The 23,385-nt window shown below is 30.3% G+C and carries 19 protein-coding genes; 1 reads left to right on the forward strand and 18 read right to left on the reverse strand.

From position 1 onward, the window contains the following. Nucleotides 1-259: 259 nt before the first annotated feature. From Q0V24_RS09090 to Q0V24_RS09115, 6 genes are all read right to left on the reverse strand, one after another. Nucleotides 260-2,635, reverse strand: coding sequence for a pilus assembly PilX N-terminal domain-containing protein (locus Q0V24_RS09090; RefSeq protein WP_297520660.1), 2,376 nt, complete (start codon nucleotides 2,633-2,635; stop codon nucleotides 260-262). A 9-nt stretch (nucleotides 2,636-2,644) separates the two neighbouring features. After that, on the reverse strand, nucleotides 2,645-3,601 hold the full coding sequence (locus Q0V24_RS09095) for a type II secretion system protein (protein WP_297520662.1): 957 nt from the start codon (nucleotides 3,599-3,601) through the stop codon (nucleotides 2,645-2,647). Nucleotides 3,602-3,983: 382 nt separating this feature from the next. After that, nucleotides 3,984-6,362 (reverse strand): pilus assembly PilX N-terminal domain-containing protein, encoded by a 2,379-nt coding sequence (locus Q0V24_RS09100; RefSeq protein WP_297520664.1) that lies wholly within the window; start codon nucleotides 6,360-6,362, stop codon nucleotides 3,984-3,986. Next, nucleotides 6,363-7,250 carry a type II secretion system protein gene (locus Q0V24_RS09105; RefSeq protein WP_297520666.1) on the reverse strand — a complete coding sequence of 296 codons (888 nt, stop codon included), beginning with the start codon at nucleotides 7,248-7,250 and terminating at the stop codon, nucleotides 6,363-6,365. A gap of 155 nt (nucleotides 7,251-7,405) precedes the next feature. Next, complete coding sequence (gene groL, locus Q0V24_RS09110; RefSeq protein ID WP_297520668.1) at nucleotides 7,406-9,022, reverse strand: chaperonin GroEL; 1,617 nt, start codon at nucleotides 9,020-9,022, stop codon at nucleotides 7,406-7,408. Between the two features lie 22 nt (nucleotides 9,023-9,044). Continuing rightward, nucleotides 9,045-9,332: a co-chaperone GroES gene (locus Q0V24_RS09115; protein ID WP_297520670.1), complete on the reverse strand. Its 288-nt coding sequence runs from the start codon at nucleotides 9,330-9,332 to the stop codon at nucleotides 9,045-9,047. Between the two features lie 141 nt (nucleotides 9,333-9,473). Here Q0V24_RS09115 and Q0V24_RS09120 point away from each other — a divergent pair, with 141 nt between their 5' ends. Next, the gene (locus Q0V24_RS09120; RefSeq protein ID WP_297520672.1) at nucleotides 9,474-10,139 is read left to right on the forward strand and encodes a TIGR01906 family membrane protein; all 666 of its coding nucleotides are present in this window, start codon (nucleotides 9,474-9,476) and stop codon (nucleotides 10,137-10,139) included. On the opposite strand, the gene Q0V24_RS09125 is transcribed toward Q0V24_RS09120, so the two are convergent. From Q0V24_RS09125 to Q0V24_RS09180, 12 genes are all read right to left on the reverse strand, one after another. After that, entirely contained in the window at nucleotides 10,136-10,897 is a 762-nt protein-coding gene (locus Q0V24_RS09125; protein WP_297520674.1) for a TVP38/TMEM64 family protein, read from the reverse strand. The genes Q0V24_RS09120 and Q0V24_RS09125 overlap by 4 nt on opposite strands. Before the next feature lie 287 nt (nucleotides 10,898-11,184). Next, nucleotides 11,185-13,803 (reverse strand): FAD-dependent oxidoreductase, encoded by a 2,619-nt coding sequence (locus Q0V24_RS09130; protein WP_297520676.1) that lies wholly within the window; start codon nucleotides 13,801-13,803, stop codon nucleotides 11,185-11,187. Between the two features lie 107 nt (nucleotides 13,804-13,910). Beyond that, complete coding sequence (locus Q0V24_RS09135; RefSeq protein WP_297520678.1) at nucleotides 13,911-14,951, reverse strand: DMT family transporter; 1,041 nt, start codon at nucleotides 14,949-14,951, stop codon at nucleotides 13,911-13,913. Nucleotides 14,952-15,218: 267 nt separating this feature from the next. Next, nucleotides 15,219-16,151 (reverse strand): DNA glycosylase, encoded by a 933-nt coding sequence (locus Q0V24_RS09140; RefSeq protein WP_297520680.1) that lies wholly within the window; start codon nucleotides 16,149-16,151, stop codon nucleotides 15,219-15,221. 199 nt (nucleotides 16,152-16,350) lie between these two features. Next, entirely contained in the window at nucleotides 16,351-17,562 is a 1,212-nt protein-coding gene (locus Q0V24_RS09145) for an ammonium transporter (protein ID WP_297520682.1), read from the reverse strand. Nucleotides 17,563-18,125: 563 nt separating this feature from the next. Then, nucleotides 18,126-18,971 carry an urease accessory protein UreD gene (locus tag Q0V24_RS09150; RefSeq protein WP_297520684.1) on the reverse strand — a complete coding sequence of 282 codons (846 nt, stop codon included), beginning with the start codon at nucleotides 18,969-18,971 and terminating at the stop codon, nucleotides 18,126-18,128. Continuing rightward, entirely contained in the window at nucleotides 18,972-19,586 is a 615-nt protein-coding gene (gene ureG, locus Q0V24_RS09155; RefSeq protein ID WP_297520686.1) for an urease accessory protein UreG, read from the reverse strand. It lies immediately after the preceding gene. A gap of 43 nt (nucleotides 19,587-19,629) precedes the next feature. After that, a complete protein-coding gene (locus Q0V24_RS09160; protein ID WP_297520688.1) occupies nucleotides 19,630-20,331 on the reverse strand; it encodes an urease accessory protein UreF in 702 nt (233 codons plus the stop codon). Then, nucleotides 20,324-20,830: an urease accessory protein UreE gene (locus Q0V24_RS09165; protein ID WP_297520690.1), complete on the reverse strand. Its 507-nt coding sequence runs from the start codon at nucleotides 20,828-20,830 to the stop codon at nucleotides 20,324-20,326. Before Q0V24_RS09165 ends, Q0V24_RS09160 begins: the two co-directional genes overlap by 8 nt. Before the next feature lie 97 nt (nucleotides 20,831-20,927). Further along, on the reverse strand, nucleotides 20,928-22,643 hold the full coding sequence (ureC, locus tag Q0V24_RS09170; RefSeq protein ID WP_297520692.1) for an urease subunit alpha: 1,716 nt from the start codon (nucleotides 22,641-22,643) through the stop codon (nucleotides 20,928-20,930). Between the two features lie 28 nt (nucleotides 22,644-22,671). Then, nucleotides 22,672-23,004 (reverse strand): urease subunit beta, encoded by a 333-nt coding sequence (locus tag Q0V24_RS09175; protein WP_297520694.1) that lies wholly within the window; start codon nucleotides 23,002-23,004, stop codon nucleotides 22,672-22,674. A gap of 22 nt (nucleotides 23,005-23,026) precedes the next feature. Then, the gene (locus Q0V24_RS09180) at nucleotides 23,027-23,329 is read right to left on the reverse strand and encodes an urease subunit gamma (RefSeq protein ID WP_297520696.1); all 303 of its coding nucleotides are present in this window, start codon (nucleotides 23,327-23,329) and stop codon (nucleotides 23,027-23,029) included. Between the last annotated feature and the right edge of the window lie 56 nt (nucleotides 23,330-23,385).

Consider the following 23,385-nt stretch of genomic DNA (forward strand, 5'->3'; position numbering starts at 1 on the left):
ATTGAAAACTTTTAAAATTATTTATAATTTAATCTATTACTATCTAATTTATATTTAACTCGACTTAATATTAACACATTTATTTTACAATTTTTGGATAAATTATAATAATTTTCATTTTGTTAATATTTTTTATTAATGTTACGGAAACTTTATTCAATTTTATTTTCGTTAGTAAAAACTTAAACTTAATACTAAATTTCTATACAAAAAAAATACTACTTAAAATTTATATTTTAAGTAGTATTTGTTCATAATTTTATTTCTTTAAATCCCAAACCTTATCTTTAATTAAATCACTTGGATATACAACCGTATTAGATTCTCCAACTACAACATCCCCAGTACCATCTCCACCACCAAGAATATTTTCAAATGCACCAAAATCAAAAATTCTTTTGAAGATTATATTAAGTGCCTTACCATCTTGTGAAAAACTCCCTAAATTCCCTGAACTATTCATTTTATATCTTAAATCTCCTCCACTAAGTATAATTGAATAAATATTTGCAGTAACCTCATCCATAAAAACTTCTACGCTCTCTTTTGAAATTACAACTGCTATTTCATGTAAAAAATCAGATTTCACATTAATAATATTATTTTTATAACTATCATCTAAATCACTCACCATGATTTCTTTATTAGTATTATTAAAAATTAACTTCACTTTTAACCCACTAATATCAGACATTATATTTATATTTAACTTATCTTCTGGCTTAATAGAATCGTTATGTTTATCCAACTCTATTTGTCCATGTAATAGCTCCGATAATGTCATTTCAGTTGCGAAAATACCAATATTATTTTTAACTTCACTGGGTCCATAATTAAATCCCTGTTTTTTAAACATTTCCTTTTCTGTTATCTCTCCCTCATGAAGTTTTGATCCTGAATCTCCATCTATTGTATTATATATACTCTGTTTTTTTATTAATTTCGAAATGGCATTCCAATTTATAGATTCACTTACATTTATATCTTCTGGTTTATTCCAAAAATCTGTTGGCATATCTGGTTTCTTTGTATTTCTGTAATATACTTCTTTAACAAATTCTTCTTGCTGATTATCTAAATCAAAATCTGTATTACTTCCATGAGCTTTTCCATTGGCATACCCAACACCTGTAGTTCTAATATTTCCACTTGTAACCTCGATCCCATTAAACAAATCTTTATCGTTACTTTTCATTTCATTATTTTTTTCATTTGGATTATCAATTTTCAATCCATAATGTTTTTCTACTAATTCTATCTTTTCATTAAGATTTAAATCTCTATAATCTTTATCTGCATCTATATATATTTGATCAACAATATGAAGTGGACTTTTATATTTAAATAAATATTCTTCACGCCCAGCTGCTGTCATACTCTCTAATAGTTGTCTATCAGTATACGGTTTAGTATTTCTATTTATAACAACTGATTCTCCTGATTGATAATTTTTCAAACCATCCATTGGATTAATACCACCAATATATGCTGTTCCTGATACATACATTTCATCCATTTTTATTTTAGAATTACTTCCAAAATCTTCTGAATTAACTATTATAGAACTTGATCTTTCAGCTTCACTTAAATCGGCTTCTGTAAAACCAGTTTCATACTCATTTATATCATTTAAACCATAATAATTTTTCATATTTAATTTACTATCTACACTTTCAAATACTAAATCATTATAAACATAAATATCTTGTAAAGGTGTTTTAAAATCTGTATTTTTCTCACTAGTAATTCTGCCATTTATAACATTCCCCTCACCAGTAACCTTAAAGTCTCTTGAATAAGTATTTTCATGAAAATCAATTATAGTATTATTCAAGCTAATAGCACCTCTTGTTATCACTTTTCCATCAATATTAATATCACCTTTTTGTCCAGTTGGCTTATTTGAACCCCCTTTTATATGAATTCCACGCTCAAATCTATCAGTAATACTATCTCTTCCATTTACCCACAAATCACCATATATAGCTGTTGATCCATTTATATCCATATATAAATTCCCATCTGTTGCTATAAGATAATCTAATAAATTACTTTTATCACTTACAAATGGCTTTTCGATTGTTTCAACTCCATAATCAGGAATATCTAATGTGTAATTAACACTTACAATCCTATCTTTATCTTTATCATCCTTAAAAGATGATTCTAGAGCTACCGCAAAATTTTCAAGCACTTTATCTCCTGCCGTATTATCTATTAAAACTTCTTCAAATTTTTTCACTGCAACTTTTATTGGTTGTCCCTCTTTTTCATACTTATCATATCTAATCGAAGTTTCTGTTGTATTATCTATTTCTTTCGTAAAATTAACTTTTATATAATTAGCATACTCATGCCTAAAAACTTCATTTTTTTGCTCATCTGTTAATCCAGTGTAAGACTCTACCTCATCATTTCCTTTTTCAATAGCCTCTTCAATTAATTCAACTGTTATAGACTCTGCTATGTCAATTCCTGAATCTGCTCCATAAAAGTTCTCTATTCTTGCACTTTCATCTTTCCTAAGTTTAAATCCACCTGTTGTCATTGTCATAACTGACATAATTAAAATTGATATAAATGCAAACATTGCAACAACTACTATAAGTACATTTCCTTTTTTCTTATTCAACATATATTCCCCCTACCTTTCTAGGTAAAATTGTGAAGTTGTTGATTCTACTACCTCACCTTTTTTTGATATATCTAAATTAACTGTATATAAGCCTTTTTTACTATTTGTCGAATCATATATTATATTTTGATATCTATTTATATCTTCACCAAACTTTATATTAAGCCCTTCATCATAATTTTCCTTACTCACTTTAATATCTCGTAATATCTGTACTTCTTTTATTATCCCTGTTGTATTCATGATATCAATATCAATAGTAGGTTTTTTTATTATGCTAGCTCCTGTCCCTTCATTTATTGAAATAACATCACTTATATAAATTAAAACTACGCCATTTAATTTACTTACTGGTTGAACAAATCCCACTTCTCCATCAACAATCAAATTAATATTATTTTCTGATATATTAATATCTAAATTTAATACACTGCTATTAATTACTGTTTTAGCTGCACTATTACATTCACTCATTAACGCTTTAATATCTTTTGTGCCTGTTGGGTTCTCTACAAAGCTTAAAATTATTTTCCCATCTTCATTCCTATCTATATTTATATATAATCCTATCTGTTTTTCTATTCCCGAATTTTCATAACTATCTTCATTTATAGATATAACATTTTCTTCTTTTATTTTCCCATTTAGTTCATACCCATTTACATCTCCAACTGATTTAATACCATATTCTATATCAGTTGTTCCTGGAATTATTGTCCCACCTTGTATGGATAATTTTTCATTACTATAAAATGGAATATCTGTATTGCCATTTATAGTATTTTGTATTTTTAGAGTTTCAATAGCTTGTTGTCCCATCAACTTAGCTTCTTGTGTTTCTTCACCTTTTTTATTAATCTTAACCGATGTCAATAATCCATTCGCCAATGGTATCAGCATAATCCCGATGATTCCCATTGCTACAATAACTTCTAAAATAGTCATCCCCTTTTTAACTTTCTTCATAAAATCAATCCCCTTAACACTTTATTTAATGTTATTTTTTTCTATTTATATATAATATTACCATAGTAATCTTTTTATTTTTACAAACAAATTTATTATTTCCAATTTTTTAACATCTTTTATTGTTAAAAATAGCTAATTAACATATCACCATTCGTTAATATATTTATATTCTACTTTTTAAGACTTAAATTGATTACTATTTTTACCTTGCCCTCCTTTTAAATTTATTCTTCCTAGTTCCCTTCTCTCCCCACTAATTTATCGTTCTTTTCTCTTTATAAATTTATATAGTATAAAAATTTGTATCTATAATATTTATTAAAGTAATACAAAAAAAATAACACTTAGAGAATATTCTCTAAGTGTTATTTTTATAAATTTATTTATTAAGTTTCCAATTTCCTTTTTTAATCAAATCTTCAGCATTTACTATCTTTTCAATTGACTCTGATGTTGTTCCACCAATAATATCTCCAAGAACTAAATCACCAAGGCCTCCCTCTGCAAAAAACTTTTTAAATAGTTCATTAAGATTTGTATCTATTGGTGAATAGTTACCTACATTACAAGGCCCATCATTTATATCAAACTTTAAATTACTAGCTGAATATACTAATGCTGTAAATTCCATATTTCCACTTCCTCCAGCTCCCTTAATTCTTTCCACCGTTACAGGTCCTTTAGAAATAACAAGAGTTGGTGTCATATTATGATTATGCACTTTATCTAAATTTATATATATCTTCTTCTCTTCTTTTTCCTCTATACTAAAAGGTTGATTATGTCTTAAAACTAATTCATTATCACTATAATTAAAGATTATATTAATCTTATCTTCGGCTGGAAATATACCTATTGGTCTCCCTAAAATTGTAGTTGCTAAGGTCTTTGTTGATATTCCTTTAAATATAGCACCACCATTGCTTAAATTATGCTCATTATTTTCACGTTCAAATAAAATAGTTTTTTTATCTGTATCATATATATGACCAGACTCTACAATTTTTCTTATAGCGTTCCAATTAAAATTATTTACTACAGTAGTTTCAACATTTTGCTTTGAAAAATCCTCTTCAGTTACACTTGCCTTTGCATCTCCCATAAAATAAACTTCTCTAGCAAATTCTTTTCTTTTACCTTCTATGGACCTACTCATTGTATAATTTTTTAAATTTACTAACTTACCATTATTATAAACCACACCAGCTGTATAAATTTTATTACTATTTAAATTCATACCTTTAGCAAGCCCCTCTATCTCATTCTCTTTATTTGTATCTTTTATTTGACTATTATAAAACTCTTCAACTATATTTACTTTTTCATGTATTTTCAAATCTTGATATTCACCATCTTTATAAAGTTTATCTATCATGTGAAGATTATTTTTATACTTATACAAATACTTTTCTTCTGTATATCCTCTATATGTATAAGGTGATGAATGTCTATTAATAACAATAGATTCACCAGTTTTAAAAAACTCATTTTTACTAAGTGGTGTTTCAGAAAGATTTAAATATGCCGTTCCAAGAATCATGGTATCACTAGCTATATTTATTTTTGATGATGCTAAATTATTAGCACTATCCTTACCAAAATCTTCTGACTCAATAATCATAGAACTTGCAACCTTTGGCTTCCCATCATTATTAATTCCACTAGCATCTGTTATATCATTTAATCCATAAAAGTTTTTCATATTTATATCTGTATTAGTTCCATCAAAGATAAAATCATTATAAACATGAAGGTTAAGTCCTTCATTGCTAGGATTGGTATACTCATCTTCTAATGGTATTGGATTAAATAAATCACGTTTTTTTTCAGGGTTACCAACATACCTAAAATCATTCGCATAAATATTATATCCCATCTCAACATTTGGGTCGGTACTATCTCTATTATTGTTATTAGGTATTGATAAATTAGCATTTTGTATATCAAAAGTACCATTTGTCGCAATATCACCATGCCATGTTAATGTTGAGTTTATACCTTTATCTCTAATTAAAATACCACTACTAAGTGGGTCATTTATATCTCTAAGTTCTTCACCTTTTACCCACATATCTCCTAGCACATTAAATGATGAATCTAGTTCTATATCTAAATTTCCATCTGCTGCAAAGATATAATCAAAAATATTATCATTTCCACTTACTTCTTCTAAAACTTCTTTTATTCCATAGTCAGGAACCTCTATATCATAGTCAACTTCAACAGCTCTACTTTTATCATCTTCATCTGTAAATGTAGCTTTTAAGTTTACTGGAAGTAATTCTTTTTTTTCATTTTGAATTTCCTCATGCAGTTGTGCTGCAACTTGCACTACTTGCTCATCTCTATTAAACTCATCATAGATAATACTATTATGTGTTACATTATCTATAGCTATTTCAATATTATCTTTTAAATACTTTTTATAAGTTGTTTGAAATACTTTATTATCCCAACCCTCTTCTCCTATATTAACAAGCTTTTGCTCTGTATTAATACCTCCACCTGCTGCTTTTAGCCTTTCAACTTCTGCATACCCACTATCTATAGCATTTTTTATAACACTAAGTATTTCATTATAAGCAATTTCAAGTCCTGAATCTGCTGAATAAAAAGTTTCTATTCTATTATTAGCATTTCTAGTTAACTGATGTGAGGCCATTGTTCCATTTATCATTGTTACAATAAGAATAGACATTATTGCAAACATACCAACTACTGTTAAAAGTGCATTTCCTTTTCTTTTTGTATACTTCACCTAGTTGCCACCTCCAACATTAAATTGATATTCTAACCTTTCAATCACTTCTGTATCTTTACTTACTGTTAAATCTATAGAATATAAACCTTTTGTCCTATGCTTATGATCATATAAAACATTTTCTACTCTCTTAACTTTATTACCTATAAAATCTATTCTCTCTTTTACAAAGCCTTCCTCCGCGGTTATCTTATTACTTCTAAATCCATATGAAGTAATATCTTGACCTGTATTATTCAAAGTTATTTTATGGTCTGATTTATCATGGATTATAAATGCTATTTCTTTTCCTGTTCCACCTAAGTTTCCATTCCAAATAACATTACCCTCTGATTTCAAACTTAACTTTCCATTATTCACTTCAAGTTCTATCTCAGATGTAATATCTGCAATTTTATGATTCCATTCTTTCTCTTCTTTATAAAACTGCGCAAATGTTCTGTAAGCTGGAATTGCCTCTTTATAATACATCTCATTTTTATTTACTACTAAAAATCCCCCAACTTCCATATTATAATATTCATTTGATAGAATTTCGCTTTCTTTAATTATTTCACCATCAACAGTAAAACCATTAATTTCACTTAAACTTTCAACATCAAATCTATTTTTAACGCCTCTTGAGCTTATTCTAAGTTCATTATTATTTAATCTAAGAATCTGCCCACTCTCTATAATATCCTGATTCCTTAAATTTTCTACTACTTGTTGCCCTATAAGTTTTGCTTCTTTTAAATCTTCTGATTTTTTATTAAATGTAACTGATTGTAAAACTGAATTCATTATCGGAACCATCATTATAGATATAATCGCAAGTGCAATTATAACCTCTAACAGTGTAGCACCGTTCTTTTTCTTCTTAAGTTCAATACCCCATAACTTCATAAGCTCACACCCCACAATTTCATAATCTCAAACTTCACACTTATCTTGTTATCGGCATCTTATCTTGAGTATTTAGTATTTTTTTTAATTTTTACAAAAAAAATAATACCTAGAGAATTTCTCTAAGTATTATTTGTATATTTTCTATATTTTAATTAATACATACCTTCCATACCTTGTTGTGGCATAGCTGGAGTTGGCTGTGGAATATCTACCACGGCTGCTTCTGTTGTTAAGAATGTTGCTGCTACTGATGCTGCATTTTGAAGTGCAGTTCTTGTAACCTTTGTTGGGTCAACAATCCCAGATGTAAGCATATTTTTATACTCTCCTCTAAGAGCATCATATCCCATACCAGCTTCAAGATGTCTAACCTTCTCAACTATTACTGAACCTTCTTCACCTGCATTAAATGCAATTTGTCTCATTGGTTCTTCTAAAGATCTAACAATAATATTTATACCAACTTGCTCATCAGCTATATCTGAAGTAATTTCTTTAACTTTGTTAATTACATTAACATAAGCAGTCCCACCACCGGCAACTATACCTTCTTCAACAGCTGCCTTTGTAGCATTAAGAGCATCTTCAATTCTAAGTTTTCTTTCTTTAAGCTCTGTCTCTGTAGCTGCCCCAACCTTAATTACGGCAACTCCACCTGCAAGCTTTGCAAGTCTTTCTTGAAGTTTTTCTCTATCAAATTCTGATGTAGAATTTTCAAGTTGAACTTTTATTTGAGCAATCCTATTTTTAATCTCTTCTTTTTGACCTTTACCATTAACAATAACAGTATTATCCTTACTTACTTTAATACTCTCAGCCTGACCAAGCATTCCTAAAGTAACTTCTTTTATATCCAGTCCAATTTCTTCTGAAATAACCATACCACCTGTTAAAGTCGCAATATCTTTAAGCATTTCTTTTCTTCTATCTCCAAAACCAGGTGCTTTAACAGCCACACAGTTAAATGTCCCACGAAGTTTATTAACTACAATAGTAGCAATAGCCTCACTCTCAACATCTTCTGAAATTATAAGAAGTTTTTTACCTGCCTGAACAATTTGCTCTAGTATTGGCAAAATCTCTTGGAAATTATTTATCTTTCTATCTGTAATTAAAACTAATGGATTATCAAGAACTGCTTCCATCTTTTCTGTATCAGTAACCATATAAGGAGATAAATATCCTCTATCAAACTGCATACCTTCAACCACATCAAGTTCTGTACCCATTGTTTTTGACTCTTCTATAGTGATAACACCCTCATGTCCAACTCTCTCCATTGCATCTGCAATAAGCTGTCCTATATTTTCATCACCAGCTGAAATTGAAGCAACTCTAGCAATATCTTCTTTTCCTTCAATAGGCTTTGAAATTGCCTTTATTTCTTCTACAGCTTTTGCTACTGCTAAGTTTATTCCTGTTCTGACAAGAATAGGATTCGCCCCTGCTGTAACATTTTTAAGACCTTCTTTTATAATAGCTTGTGCAAGTAAAGTTGCTGTTGTTGTCCCATCTCCAGCTACGTCGTTTGTCTTTGTAGCAACCTCTTTTACAAGCTGTGCTCCCATATTTTCATAAGGATCTTCAAGTTCTATTTCTCTAGCAATTGAAACTCCATCATTTGTAATAAGAGGACTACCATACTTCTTATCTAAAATAACATTTCTTCCTTTAGGTCCAAGTGTGACCTTAACTGTGTTTGCAAGCTTATCTACCCCTGCTTGCATAGCTCTTCTTGCCTCTTCACCAAACATTAATGACTTTGCCATAATCTATAAACCCTCCCTTTTTCTACTCTTCTATAATCGCTAATATATCTTCTTCTTTTAAAATAATAACTTTCTCGCCATCTATTTCTATGTCATTTCCTGCATATTGTGAGTAAAGTACCTTATCTGAAACTTTAACTTCCATCTCTTGTCTTATGCCCTCAACAACAAGCCCTGGTCCAACTGCTATAACTATAGCATGTTGTGGTTTTTCTTTTGCAGCCCCTGTTAAAATAATACCGCTTTTAGTTTGTTCTTTAACCTCTGCTCTTTTGATAACTACTCTATTTCCAAGTGGTTTAATATTCATGTTTAATCCCTCCCTCTAAACTTTTCTTCTAAATTTCTATATATTTTATTATAATATATTTTTTTGAAATTTTATACTAAAGTAAGTGTAACTTGGCAATAATCTAGTTAAATTAAGAATTACGAAAGGATTATTACCATTATGAAAAATAAAAAACATTTTCTATTTGCATCTTTAAGCTTTATCTTACTTATCTGTACTAATATAATAATTTTATTTAACAGTAAGTTTTTATTCAAATACTTTAGTTTATCAAATGAAACTGCAAAAACTCTTGCAATACCATTTGAAAGTTTAATGACCGAATACGAAAAAATAATTGTGTACCTTAGAAATCCACTTATCACAAAACTTAACTTTAATTATTTCAGCTTAAGCTCAAATGGACAAAAACATTTTTTTGAAGTAAAAATATTACTTACCTATCTATTTATGATTGCCGCTAGCATAGGTGTATTCTTAAGTTTATATCTTGTATACAAAAGATTTTTCTACCAAAAAACTGTATTACACAAAAAGATGCAACAAAATCTATTAGTTTGTAAAAAGTATTTCAATAGAATCCTTTTAGCAACAGTAGGCTTTCTTGGACTTTTCATAATAATTGATTTTAATAAAGTTTTTCTATTATTCCATAACATTGCTTTTGACAATGACCTTTGGATATTTAATGAAACAACTGACTCAATTATAAAAATACTCCCTGAGAACTATTTTATGCTATGTGCAGTCTTTATATTAATAATGCTTTTAATAGAATCCATAATAATAAATATATCTATAAAAAAAGATGTTGAGAGAACTTAATCCTCAACATCTTCCTTTAATTTATTTACAAATTTTCTAGAAATAAATAATGCTATACCAACTATTATAAATAGGACTGCTGCCCCACCTATCCATAGCCACATATTTTCGCCTGTAAATTCGTCCTTTAAAAGTTCTAACTTATCTCCAAAAAAACAAGATATAAACAAAGCTGGTGACCTTGCAAGAGTTGATACAATTAGAAACTCTTTTAAACTTATATCAGCAATTCCACTAATATACCCAAGTATATCCTTTGGAATCCCTGGTATCATATATAAAATAAATATTATAGTTTTAGGATGTCTTTTCTTCTTTTTATGTGGATGTGTTTCCTCTCTATGATGCTTTGCAGTCTCAATCTTTTTAATAATCCAAAGACTATCTTTACTTACAATTTTCTCTACAAAAGGTTTTCCAAACTTTCTAGAAATAGAAAATGTTATAGCACTACCTATCACAACTCCTATGATACATAAAAGAAAACTTAGATACGGTCCAAATATGTAACCACCAGCAAACTGAACTACTTCACCTGGAATAAAGAATATAATTATTTGTATTATTTGAAGAAATACAAATACTAACATACTATAATGACCATAACTTAATACAAGCTCTTTTATTTTATTTGGATCACTTAAAAAATGCATCCATTTATCAAAATTCATAATAATAGGCACTAACACAGTTACAACTATTATTATCCCAATTATCCATTTCAAATACTTAGTATATTTCTTTTTCTTATTGTCCAAACTACTTCCACCCCTTGTATTAATCATTAACTTTACATTTCAATCTGCTAAAATACTATATATTCTTATTATTGCTATTTAATTTAATCTAAATACTACCTTTACTAAATATAGTAAACTAATTTCCTTACTTTTTTCTTTCTATTTTTCTTACAATTATCTTATACTATTTTTTGTCTTAATTTAATTATAACTCTTATCCTTTATAATAACTATATTCTCAATTGATACTAAGTAAAATAAAAAAACTGAGCTATAGCATATTTACTATAACTCAGTTAAATATCTTATTTTAAATTTTCAAGTCTTGTTTTTGTTTCAAGCCTATTAGCCCACATTTCTTCCTCAGTTGTGTATCCTCTATCCTTAGCATCACTTGCCATATAAGCTTTATCACCAAACATAAGGTCTAATATGTGAATAGAATCCTTACCTGCTGCCTGCATAGTTCCTCTACATGACCCACAATATGTTACTATATGCTCACTATCAAAGTCTTTTGCTCTTCTCTCATAAACAGCTTTATAAAGTTTAGGTTTAGAACTACAAACCATTCCACCAACACCACAACATCTTGTATCTTTACCATTTCTCTCAACTTCTGACCAATTATAGCCCATCTCATCAAGAATCCATCTAACACTTTCATGGTGTGAAATTATATCTCTTGTAACACAAGAATCATGAATATTAAATACTACATCAGAACCTTCTCCAATGCCTCTAGCATTGTTTGGAACTCCAATTAAATTCTTCATTAAGTCCCAATATGAGATAACTCTTTTGCCTTTTGCAGTTTTACTAAAATCAGCATAACATGATGGACAAATAGTTATAATAACCTCTGCACCCATCTCATCAAGAATATCATTAGCTTTCTTATTTCTAACTTCATACATCTCATTCTCACCAATTAAATAAGTAACCTTACCACAACATTGAAGCATAGCACCAACATTTTCTGCACCAAGACTATCTCTTAAGTGCTTTAATGTATTCTCCACCCCAGCTGGTGTGTAAGCTGGCACTGTACATCCTGGTACAAAAACATATTTAGTTTTTTTCTTTAACATATTATTATTCATCTCTACTCTTTCCTCTTTTGACTTAGCATCAACAGTTGTGCAATACTCATCATCACAATCTTTTTCCTGAATTGCATCACTTGGTTGTAATTCTTTTATAGGCACTAAACCTTTATTTTTCTTAGCTAAATCTTCTTTAATAAATCTAAAATTTGCTTTAATATCAAATTTTTTTGGACAAACTATTGTACATTGATTGCACTCGTTACATGAATAAGCAATCATCTCATCCATATTTTCAATTCCCTTATCTAAATACTCTTTAAATAAAGTTTTTGGACAATCTGTATATTCATTAAGCATTATACACTCACCCATACAGCCCTTACATTGGCATTGTTTACATCTATCCGCCTCTTTTTTAGCCTCTGCTTTTGTATAACCAAGTGCCACTTCATCAAATGATTTAAGTCTTTCTAAAACTTCAACTTCCTTCATATCTTCTCTAGTTTCAGGGAACTTAGACCAATCTATTGGTTTTTTAAGTTTTGATTCAAATGTCCAAGTATCATCAAGACTTCTGCCCTCAGTTAAGTTTTCTCCATTTAAGAATCTTATAACTGACTGTGCTACCCTTCTACCTGTAGCCATTGCTTGAATAACTATAACTGACTCCCCAGAAGCATCACCAGCTACAAACACTTTCTCATTAGAACTTGATTGCAGCGTTTGTTTATCACACTCAAATGTTGAATTTGGTCTTTGAACTAAAATATCTTTAGCAAAATCACCTTCAACACCTTGCCCTATAGCAAAAACTATAGTATCTACTTCAATCATCTTAGTATCATCTGCATCAAATGTTGGTGCAAATCTTCCCTGTGCATCAAACATTGAAAGACATCTTTTTAAAACTACAGAAGAAACTCTTCCCTTTGAATCAACATTAATTGTCTTAATTGCCTTTGCATGATTAAAGAATATCCCCTCAGCCTTAGCACCTTGAATCTCATGATTTGATGAAGCCATTGTATCAAAACTATTCTCAAGACAAATTGAATAAACATCATTCACTCCATTTATTCTTCTAGCAGTTCTACAACAATCCATTGCTACATCACCACCACCAACAACAAGAACTTTCATCCCTGCATCTTCAATATTTGAAGTTAAAGCAGCTTCTTTTAAGAAACCCTGTGCACTAAAAATACCTTTAGCATCAAAATTAGCAAGACTTCTATCAACTCTGCCTTGGTGCTTTCCAACCGCAACCACAATACTATCAAATTCATTTACTATATCACTAAACTTTGCATCTTTACCGATTTCAAAATTCATTTTAAATTCTACACCTAGTTTATCTAGGTAATTAACTTCTTTTTCAATTATATCTCTTGGAAGTCTGTAAGCTGGTATCCCAACTGCCATCATTCCACCTCTAACTGGAAGTTTCTCAAAAACAGTTACACTGCATCCCTCTTTTCTTAAATCAAGAGCTGCTTGAAGACCCGCTGGCCCTGCACCTATAACTGCAACTTTTTTTCCATTACTTTCTTTAATTGTCATGTCCCAATTTTCTTCTTTATCAAAATTATCTGCGGCATATCTTTTTAAAGATGCAATAGAAATTGGATTCTTTGCCTCATTCCATTTACATTTCCCTTCACATGGATGAGCACAAATTCTCCCTAACACCCCTGGTATAAAAAGTTTTTCCCTTATAACTTTTATAGCTTCTTCGCCTTTATCTTCTCTTATAAGTTTCACATAGCTTTTAACGTCTGTGTGCATAGGACAAGTAGCAACACAAGCTGCCTTTTCATCCCCTAAACAGTTATCAACTATATTTTTCATATTTTCTAAAACTTCGTGCTTTCTCATAACAAATTCCTCCTAAGTTTAAAACAAACTCTATAATCATCTACAAAATTAAACCAAACTTTTCTCTTAATAGCAAGATAGTTAGGCTCATCTAGAGCCTAACCTTCTTAATTATTTACTATCTCATCAGTAGATTCCTCTACTTTCTTATCTTTTTTAAACATTGCAGGGTCTATTGCAAAAATAAACACTCCAATGACTATAACTACACACCAAATTGCAACTGATGGGTCAAACTGTCCAAATAATATTGCTGTAAATACTATTGACCAGAAAGCTGCTGTACTATTTAAAGCAGTTCCCATAGCAGCACCAATTAAATCAACTGCTTTATACCATGAAAGGTAAGTAATAGCACCGAGTGTTGCTATTAAAGCAATTTTAAATACCATGCCTGAACTTATAACATATCCTGCAAGACCAAAACCATCAATCATTGGTAAAATAAATAAACCATATGAAAGCATAGCTATAAAATATCTTAATCCTAAGAATTGTTGTGGTGTAGCTTGTACATGGTCTTCATCTTTAATATGTTTCATAGCAAACCCTACTATAACGCCTTCTAAAGCCCAACCTAAAACTGCTACTAAAGAGAATGCAACACCAAGCATAAATGTTTCTGGAACATCCCCTGGTTTTAACCCAAGCATTATTGAACCAAATAAACTCACCGCTATACCTACAATAGCTCTCTTATTTAATTTTTCTTTTAATATTAAGTAAGCAAGGATAGCTCCTACCCCTGGATATATAACTGAAATACTAGCAGCATAAGGTGCACTAGCATATTTAATTCCTAAAAGATAAGCTCCCATACCTATTGGAGAACCTACTAATGCTGCAATAGCAATTGCTTTTCCCTTTTTAGTTTTAAATAATAAATAAAACATATGTTTTAATTGCTTATTAAATGCTAAATATATTGCAATCCAAAAGAATGCAAATGATTCATGAAAAAAACCAGTAACAAGTGGCGCATACTCTACACTTTTTGTACTAATACCAAGTGTTTCATATGTACTTAAAAAACTGCTTGAAGTAAATACTTCCTGAACTTTTCCTAATAAAACTCCATCAAGTCCCCAAGCTAGTCCAACTAATATTCCAAACATTAGACCTTTCTTCATATTCTCTTTAGTAATCATATTTAATTTCACTCCCTATTTTGACTTTTTTCGTCCCTCTATACCAGTATTTTATTATATCGTTAAATTTTTTTCAATATAAATTCTTATTTTCTACATAATTCTTGTTTTTGTTTGCAAATTTTCTATATTTTTAACTATTTATATATTATTTTTCCAAATTTAAGCACTTAACTTCTCTACTCTGTATCCAACGTTGTTATTTTATTAACTATTAAAAGCAAAAAAAGGTTATATATAGAAAATCTATATACAACCTTATATTTTTTATAATAATATTCCTTTTTCCTTTGCATAATAGAATAGATATTGTTGTGCTGCACCTGCAAACTCACCAAATCTTTCTCTAGCAAAAACTCTAATCTTTGGAAGTGACAAATCTCCTGCACCATAAAAATGCATCATTGCTCTTTTTACCCATCTATCAACAGGAAATCCTGATGTTTTTTCCATTGAAAATAACATTATACAATCTGCAACCTTTGCACCTATTCCTGAATAGTTTTGCAATGCCTTATGACACTCATCAGCATCAAGGGCTCTAATAGTTTCTAAATCATATTTTGCTAAAAAAGCATTATTATCTTCAACAGACAACAATCCTTCTTTTATAAATTCGCAATTAGTTATTTTATCTGAAGTATCAATAATATATCTACTTCTAAAAGAACCACCTGCATCTTTCATTTCAATTTCTGTAATACTAGCTAAAACTTCTTTTTTGGGAAACTCATAATAATCTTTTCCCTTGTATTCTATCTTCTTACCCCACCTTCTTGAAATTTCATTTACTGTCTTACTTATCATAGGAACACTATTCCTTGCAGATATAATAAATGAAATTACAAGTTCAAATGGTTCTTGATTTAAAACTCTAATTCCTGAACCATACTCAATTGCTTTGCTTAGTGTAGCATCCTGAGATAATTTTTCTTTAATTTCAGTATAATCTGTATCTAAATTAAAATACTTCAGCCATATTTTATAAAACTCATCTTCATTAGTATTATGTAAAATAACATCATTACCAACTTGTTCAATTTCTAGTACTCTACCAAAAGCAACTCCAACATATATATTATCAGCTACTTTCTCCCACCTAAAACATTGACCGCATTCAAGAGTCTGCTTTATATCAAAATTTTTAACTCCTTTTAAAGTAACAGAGTTATCGTCACTCTCTATTTTTAAATAATCCATTAGGTCACCATCCTTAAATACGTATTTTCTACATATGTAATTATTCTTTCCCTAAAGACATCTTATATGTTCTCTAGAATTTACTTAATATATTTCATGCTTTAATTGTATACTAAAGTGCATAATAAATAAACATTATTTTCTAATATAATTTATCATAAAAAAAGAAGACATGAAAATCATGTCTTCTTTAATATATTTACTCGTCAACTTCAGAGTACTCTCCAAGTAAAGCTAAGTCTAGACCTCGCTCCTGCTCTTCTTTAGTAGTTCTGATTGAACCAGTTAAATCTGCAATTTTAAATACTATAAATGTAACAACTATTGTATAAACAGTAACTATTACTATTCCTAGTAATTGAATTAAAATTTGGTGTATTCCAGCTTGAACTCCGTTAACAGCTCCATTTGCGAAGATACCGATTAAGAATGTTCCTGTAAGACCACCCATACCGTGAACTCCCCAAACATCTAAAGCATCATCCCACTTCATCTTCTTAGCAAAAGCTACGCAGAAGAAGCAAACTATAGCAGCAATAGCACCTATTGCAGCCGCTGATAATGGTGTAACATAACCAGCCGCTGGTGTGATTGTTGCAAACCCTGCAACAGCACCTGTCATAATTTCTAAGAATGAGAATCTTTTGTGTTCGATGTAAGCAATGATCATCCAAACAACCATAGCTACAGCTCCAGCAACTGCTGTATTAGTGAATGCGATTGCAGCAGTTTGACCACTTGCAAGAGCTCCACCTGAGTTAAATCCAAACCATCCAAATAATAGTAAAGCTGTACCGATAGCAACTAATGTTAAGTTACCAGGTCCTTTTTTAGGCTTAACAGCTCTTTTTCCGAAGTACCATACTCCAACCAATCCAGCAAATCCTGCTGTGATATGGATAACAGTTCCTCCAGCATAGTCAACGAATCCTAATTTTTGTAAGAATCCACCACCCCAGACCCAGTGAGCTACTGGGAAGTAAACTAATAATGTCCAAAGTATTAATACTTTTATCCATCCACCAATTTTAATTCTGTTAGCAAAAGCTCCAGTCATTAAAGGTGCAGTGATAATTGCGAACATTAATTGATACATAAAGAACATTAAGAATGGTATATGTGACCCATAACTTGAATTTATTGAAAAATTCATCCCATTAAATGCGAAGAATTGTCCTGGGTTACCTATAACCCCACCTATATCCTGTCCAAATACTAAACTAAATCCTCCGAAAACCCACATTACTGTAACTACCCCGATTGATATGAATGATTGGAACATCATTGTTAATGAGTTCTTCTTTTCAACTAATCCACCGTAGAAGAATGCAAGACCTGGAGTCATTACAGCAACAAGAACTGTTGCGATAATCATAAATGCTACGTCTCCGTGATTTATAGCGTGCATCATAATTTATTCCTCCTTTTATTTATCTTTTGTCTAAATAAAAAGGCTAAAAATATGTATAATTTCTATTTAATTTTTAAACAGCCTTTGTATTTTACGTGACTTAAAAAATATGTAGAAATAAATATAGAATTAAACTCATCATTAAAATTATCATATTTTAATCAAAACTTTAATTATATATCATTTGCTTATTTAAGTAAATATTTTTCTTTAACTCACATATTGATTTTACAACATATTTAAGGTTTTTTCAATTATTTTTCGCATTTTATATCATTTTTAGACAATTCATTAAGTTTCCTTATATTTACTAATATTTTTATGCTTAATTTTTTTTAGCATTGATATTTTAACTATTTTGTCTCTAAATTTTTATTAAATTTGTAATTACACTTATTTTTATTTTTCAATTAAATATCATTTGTTGAATTTAATGTATCTTTTCTTAATTTTTTTGGTAATTTATCTAATCTTATTTTCTTCTTAATCTATCTTAAATATTCATTCTAAAAGAAAAAACTTAGTGCGGATAGTTTTTAAACTATCCGCACTAAGTTTTTTCTTTATCTTTTACCTAATTCTAACTCATTAGAACCAAATTTTTCTTTTCTTATATAATTTATACAAGCAAATATTGCTTTTTCTAAATCTTGAGTTAAATTTCCTAAAACTCTTAAAACAAACCCGTTGCATTCAAGTTTTGTTATTCCTGCTTTTATATCTAACTTCAAATCTTTTATTTTACCTCTTAACGTATCTATAAGTTTTGCATCTACTAAACTATCTATAACTATTAATGAACTGTAATTTGAATACTCTTCAAAAAAGCCAAGCGAATCCATTTGGTCTACTCTTGTATCAAGCTTTAAATTATCAAGCATTATTGGCTTATCATTTAAAAACATTCTAAGCTTCATCTGAACACTAGAATATTGAAATCTTTTTCCATCTGGTGACCACCCTGATGTTAAACCTTCCGTATACATAAGTGTAGATGTATCTCTTAACCTTATAGTTGTATCTTGTCTAAACATAGCATCTTTATACAAAATTACATTATCTGTTACAAATTCTAAAACTGAATTTTCTTCAAGTTCAATTTCATTTCTTTGATAAGAAGGTAATTCATTCATACACTTATATACCTTTGTAGCTGCCTGAGTAGTGACTATCGCTCTTGCATTTTCTTTTACATGAATAGCATTTCTAAACTTTTCATTTTCTACATATCCACCACCAAGTTGCATTAAATAATAACATGGTATTCCATCCGTGTCTAAATATAATGCTCTTGCAAGTTTTGCTATACCTGTAAAATATGCTTTTTCAGCTTTATGTTTCTCTCCACTTTTTGCTATTGTAAGTTCACTATTAGCTGCATATTCTTTTTCATTTATAGGTTTAAACATCTACTTATTTATCCCTTCTAATAGACAATTTTTCTTTACCCAATCTATTACTTTTTGAATACCTTCATCAGTTTTAAGATTTGTGAATATAAAGCTATCTTCATTTCTAAATACCATAGTATCTCTTTTCATTACTTCAAGGTCAGCTCCTACATAAGGTGCAAGATCAATTTTATTTATAACAAACAAATCACTCTTAATCATACCTTGCCCTGCTTTTCTTGGAATTTTCTCACCTTGCGCAACATCTATTATGTATGCTGAAAAATCCACTAAATCTGGACTAAATGTAGCTGCTAGATTATCTCCACCACTCTCTACAAATATTATATCTAAATCATCAAATCTACTTTTAAGTTCTTCTATAGCAGAGAAGTTCATTGATGCATCTTCTCTTATTGCTGTATGAGGGCACCCCCCTGTTTCTACACCAATAATTCTCTCTTCTGGCAGAACTGAATTTGTAGCCATAAATTTAGCATCCTCTTTTGTGTAGATATCATTTGTGATAACTGCACATTTATATTCACCTTCCATGACTCTTGTTAATCTCTCTATTAATAGAGTTTTTCCAGCCCCAACTGGGCCACCTATTCCTATTACAACTGGTCTCATCTTTAAGACACTCCTTTCATTTTCGCAAAATTTAATTTATTTTTTAAGACATAAATAATCTAAATACTTGTGTTTCATGTTTTATTTGTGCCATTTCTAATCCTGGAATGTTAGCTCCAAAATCATCTTCTGTAAGCATTTCTATTTTTAAGTACAGATTTTCAAAATCATCAGCAAATTCTTTTAAAATTAACTGACCATCTTTTTGCCCTAAAGGTATGGTTCTAACTGCATTTTGAACTAAAGTAGAAATTGTTGCATACATATGATACATTGTTGCTCTTTTTAATGGAACTTCTAATTTATGCATAAGCATTGCAAATACAATTGCTGGATGTCCATAAGATTCTTTCTTTTTAATTCTAGCTTGATAAGCACTTATTATTTCTGAATCATATAAATCTAGCAAAAGCTCACACATTCTTCTTCCTACAAGCTTCCCAGCATTTCTTGTTTCCATTGGTATGCTTTGTACTGTCATCCATTCATCAAGCACCCAAATTTCTTTAACTTCTTCTCTTGCTAAAATATCATATACAAATCTTATAGCTAATGCATCATTTTGACTAAATGAATCTTTTAAAAAAGCTCTAACCCATACTTTCAAACTGTCTGCGCTATTTACTTTTTCTGTTCTTAAATAATTTTCCATTCCATATGAATGATTAAATGATCCCACTGGGAATTGTGAATCGCATAACTGTAACATACTTAATATTTCTAATGAATTTACTTCCTTACACATGTTTATGTCCAAACTCTACATGTCTAAATGCTTTTTCAAGAGTAATATCCTCTCTAGAATAAGGAATTCTTTCTTCTTTTAATAAATCTTCTACAAGACTATCATATTCTAATATCATCACATCATCCTTAAACTGTGCTGGTAGATGTCTGTTACCTAAGTTATGTGCTATTCTTCCCATTTCTGTGATAGTTTGTGGCTTTATTATTAGTACATTATCTGATTTAACACTAACAACAACCATGTTTTTTTCATCTTTAAATAAGATATCTCCATCTTTTAAAACCGCTTCTTTACTTAATGATATTCCATATTCATGACCATGGTCTGAAGTAACTCTATTTATTCTTTTTAGTAATTCATCACTTCTTAAATAAAGTTTTTCAATATGCATGTGGTTTTCATGTAAGTGTTTCCCCTCCCCCTCTTCATGTGAGTGAGTATGTTCATCATGGATATGCATATCATTTATATTCCCTAATATTTTATCTAGTATCATATCAATTCTCCTAACCATTTTTATATTGTTAAATCCTTATTTTAATAAATATCTAACATGATTTAACCCATGCTAGATATTATCTCTCTTATTTAAATTAGAATAATAAGTATCTTTGTGTTAATGGTAATTCTGTAGCTGGCTCACATCTTATTGCAACACCATCTACTGAAACTACATAACTTTGAGAATCAACTTCTATTTTAGGAGTTGCATCATTAAATATCATATCTTTTTTAGATAAGTTTCTTATACCATGAACTGGTAATACTTGCTTATCAAGTTTTAGTTCTTCTTTAATTCCATTTTCATAAGCAACTTTTGATACGAATGTTATACATGTATCTCCAGGACCTTTTCCACCTGCATAGTACATATCTCTAAGTACTCTTGGTTGTACAGTTGGGATTGATGCATTAGCATCTCCTGAAACTGCCATAACTGTTAATCCTTTTTTGATTATAGCTTCTGGTTTAGCTCCAAAGAATTGTGGTGTCCACATTACTAAGTCAGCATATTTGCCTACTTCAACTGAACCGATATAATCTGAAATACCTTGAGTTATAGCTGGGTTGATTGTATATTTAGCAACATATCTTTTAATTCTGTTATTATCGTTAAATTCACTATCTCCTTCTAATACTCCTCTGTGATTTTTCATATGGTGAGCTACTTGCCATGTTCTAGTAATAACTTCACCAATTCTACCCATTGCGATAGCATCTGAACTTGTCATACTAATAACACCCATATCGTGAAGAACATCTTCAGCTTCGATTGTTTGGTGTCTGATTCTTGAGTCAGCAAAAGCTACGTCCTCAGGAATTTTATTATCTAAGTGGTGACAAACCATAAGCATATCTAAGTGCTCAGCAATTGTGTTCACTGTGTATGGAAGTGTTGGGCTTGTTGATGATGGTAATACATAGTCGTATTGTGCAGCCTTGATAATATCAGGAGCATGACCTCCACCAGCACCTTCTGTATGGAATGTATGTATAACCCTTCCATCAATAGCTTCCATAGTATTTTCTAAGAATCCACACTCATTTAATGTATCTGTGTGTATTGATACTTGAATATCATATTTATCAGCTATTTCTAGTGCTTTATCAATACACCCTGCAGTAGCACCCCAGTCTTCGTGTATTTTAAGCCCAGCAGCACCAGCTTCTATTTGCTCAGCTCCTGGAGCTTCTGTATAAGCCGCAGCTTTTCCTAATATACCAACATTTATTGGGAAACTATCATGTGCTCTTAACATTTCTTTAATGTGGTAAGGTCCTGGTGTAGCTGTAACGGCATTTGATCCATCATTAGGGCCAGTTCCTCCACCAAATATTGTTGTTATTCCACCTTGTAAAGCAACCTTAATTAAATCAGGGTTGATCATGTGAACGTGTGAATCTATTCCACCAGCAGTGATTATAAATCCTTCTCCAGCTAAAGCTTCTGTAGCAACACCAACGATGAAATCTACATCATCCATAAGATCTGGATTTCCACCTTTACCAATAGCAAGGATTTTTCCATCTCTAATACCGATATCAGCTTTATAAACTCCTGTATAATCTATAATTGTAGCTCCTGATATTATTAAGTCAGCTACTAATGGATTATTTCTTGATTCTGTTATGTTCATTCCCATACCAGCTCTAAGTGTTTTTCCACCACCAAACTTTGCCTCATCTCCGTGCTTAGTTAAGTCTTTTTCTATCGCTGCAAATAAGTTGGTGTCACCTAATCTAAAACTATCTCCAACTGTTGGTCCAAACATATCTACGTATGATTTTCTATTCATTTCAAAACTCATTATCCTGACCTCCTCTTATGATTGTTTTCTATTTAGTTTTTAATATTTTTTTATAATCTAAGTTTCCGTTAACTTTATCATTCAAGCCGTAAACATTTCTATCTCCAGTCATTTCGATTAATTGAACTTCTTTCTCATCACCTGGTTCAAATCTTACAGCTGTTCCTGATGGAATGTCTAATCTCTTTCCATAAGCTGCTTCTCTATCAAATTCTAATCCTGTATTTACTTCATAGAAGTGGTAGTGTGAACCAATTTGAACTGGTCTATCACCTGTATTGACAACTCTTAGGCTTATAGTTTCTGAACCTTCATTCATTAAAACTTTACCTTCTGCTAATTTGTATTCTCCTGGTATCATAATCGTAAACCTCCTTTTAAAATTATCTTATTGGGTCGTGAACTGTTACAAGCTTAGTTCCATCTGGGAATGTAGCTTCTATTTGAATAGCGTGTATCATTTCTGGAACACCTGCCATAACTTCATCTGCTGAAAGTACATTTCTTCCTGTTGACATAAGTGTTTCAACACTTACTCCATCTCTAGCACCTTCCATAAGGAAATCTGTTATTATAGCAACAGATTCTGGATAGTTAAGTTTTAAACCTCTATCCCTTCTTTTACTAGCAATATCAGCAGCAACAACCATCATTAATCTTTCTTGCTCTCTTAATGTAAATTTCATTTTTTCTCCTCCTTTATTTAATCTATTAAACATTATTAAAATAACTTTTTTAAAAT

Origin of the sequence: uncultured Clostridium sp., assembly GCF_947039605.1 — a bacterium.
Lineage (GTDB): Bacteria > Bacillota > Clostridia > Clostridiales > Clostridiaceae > Sarcina.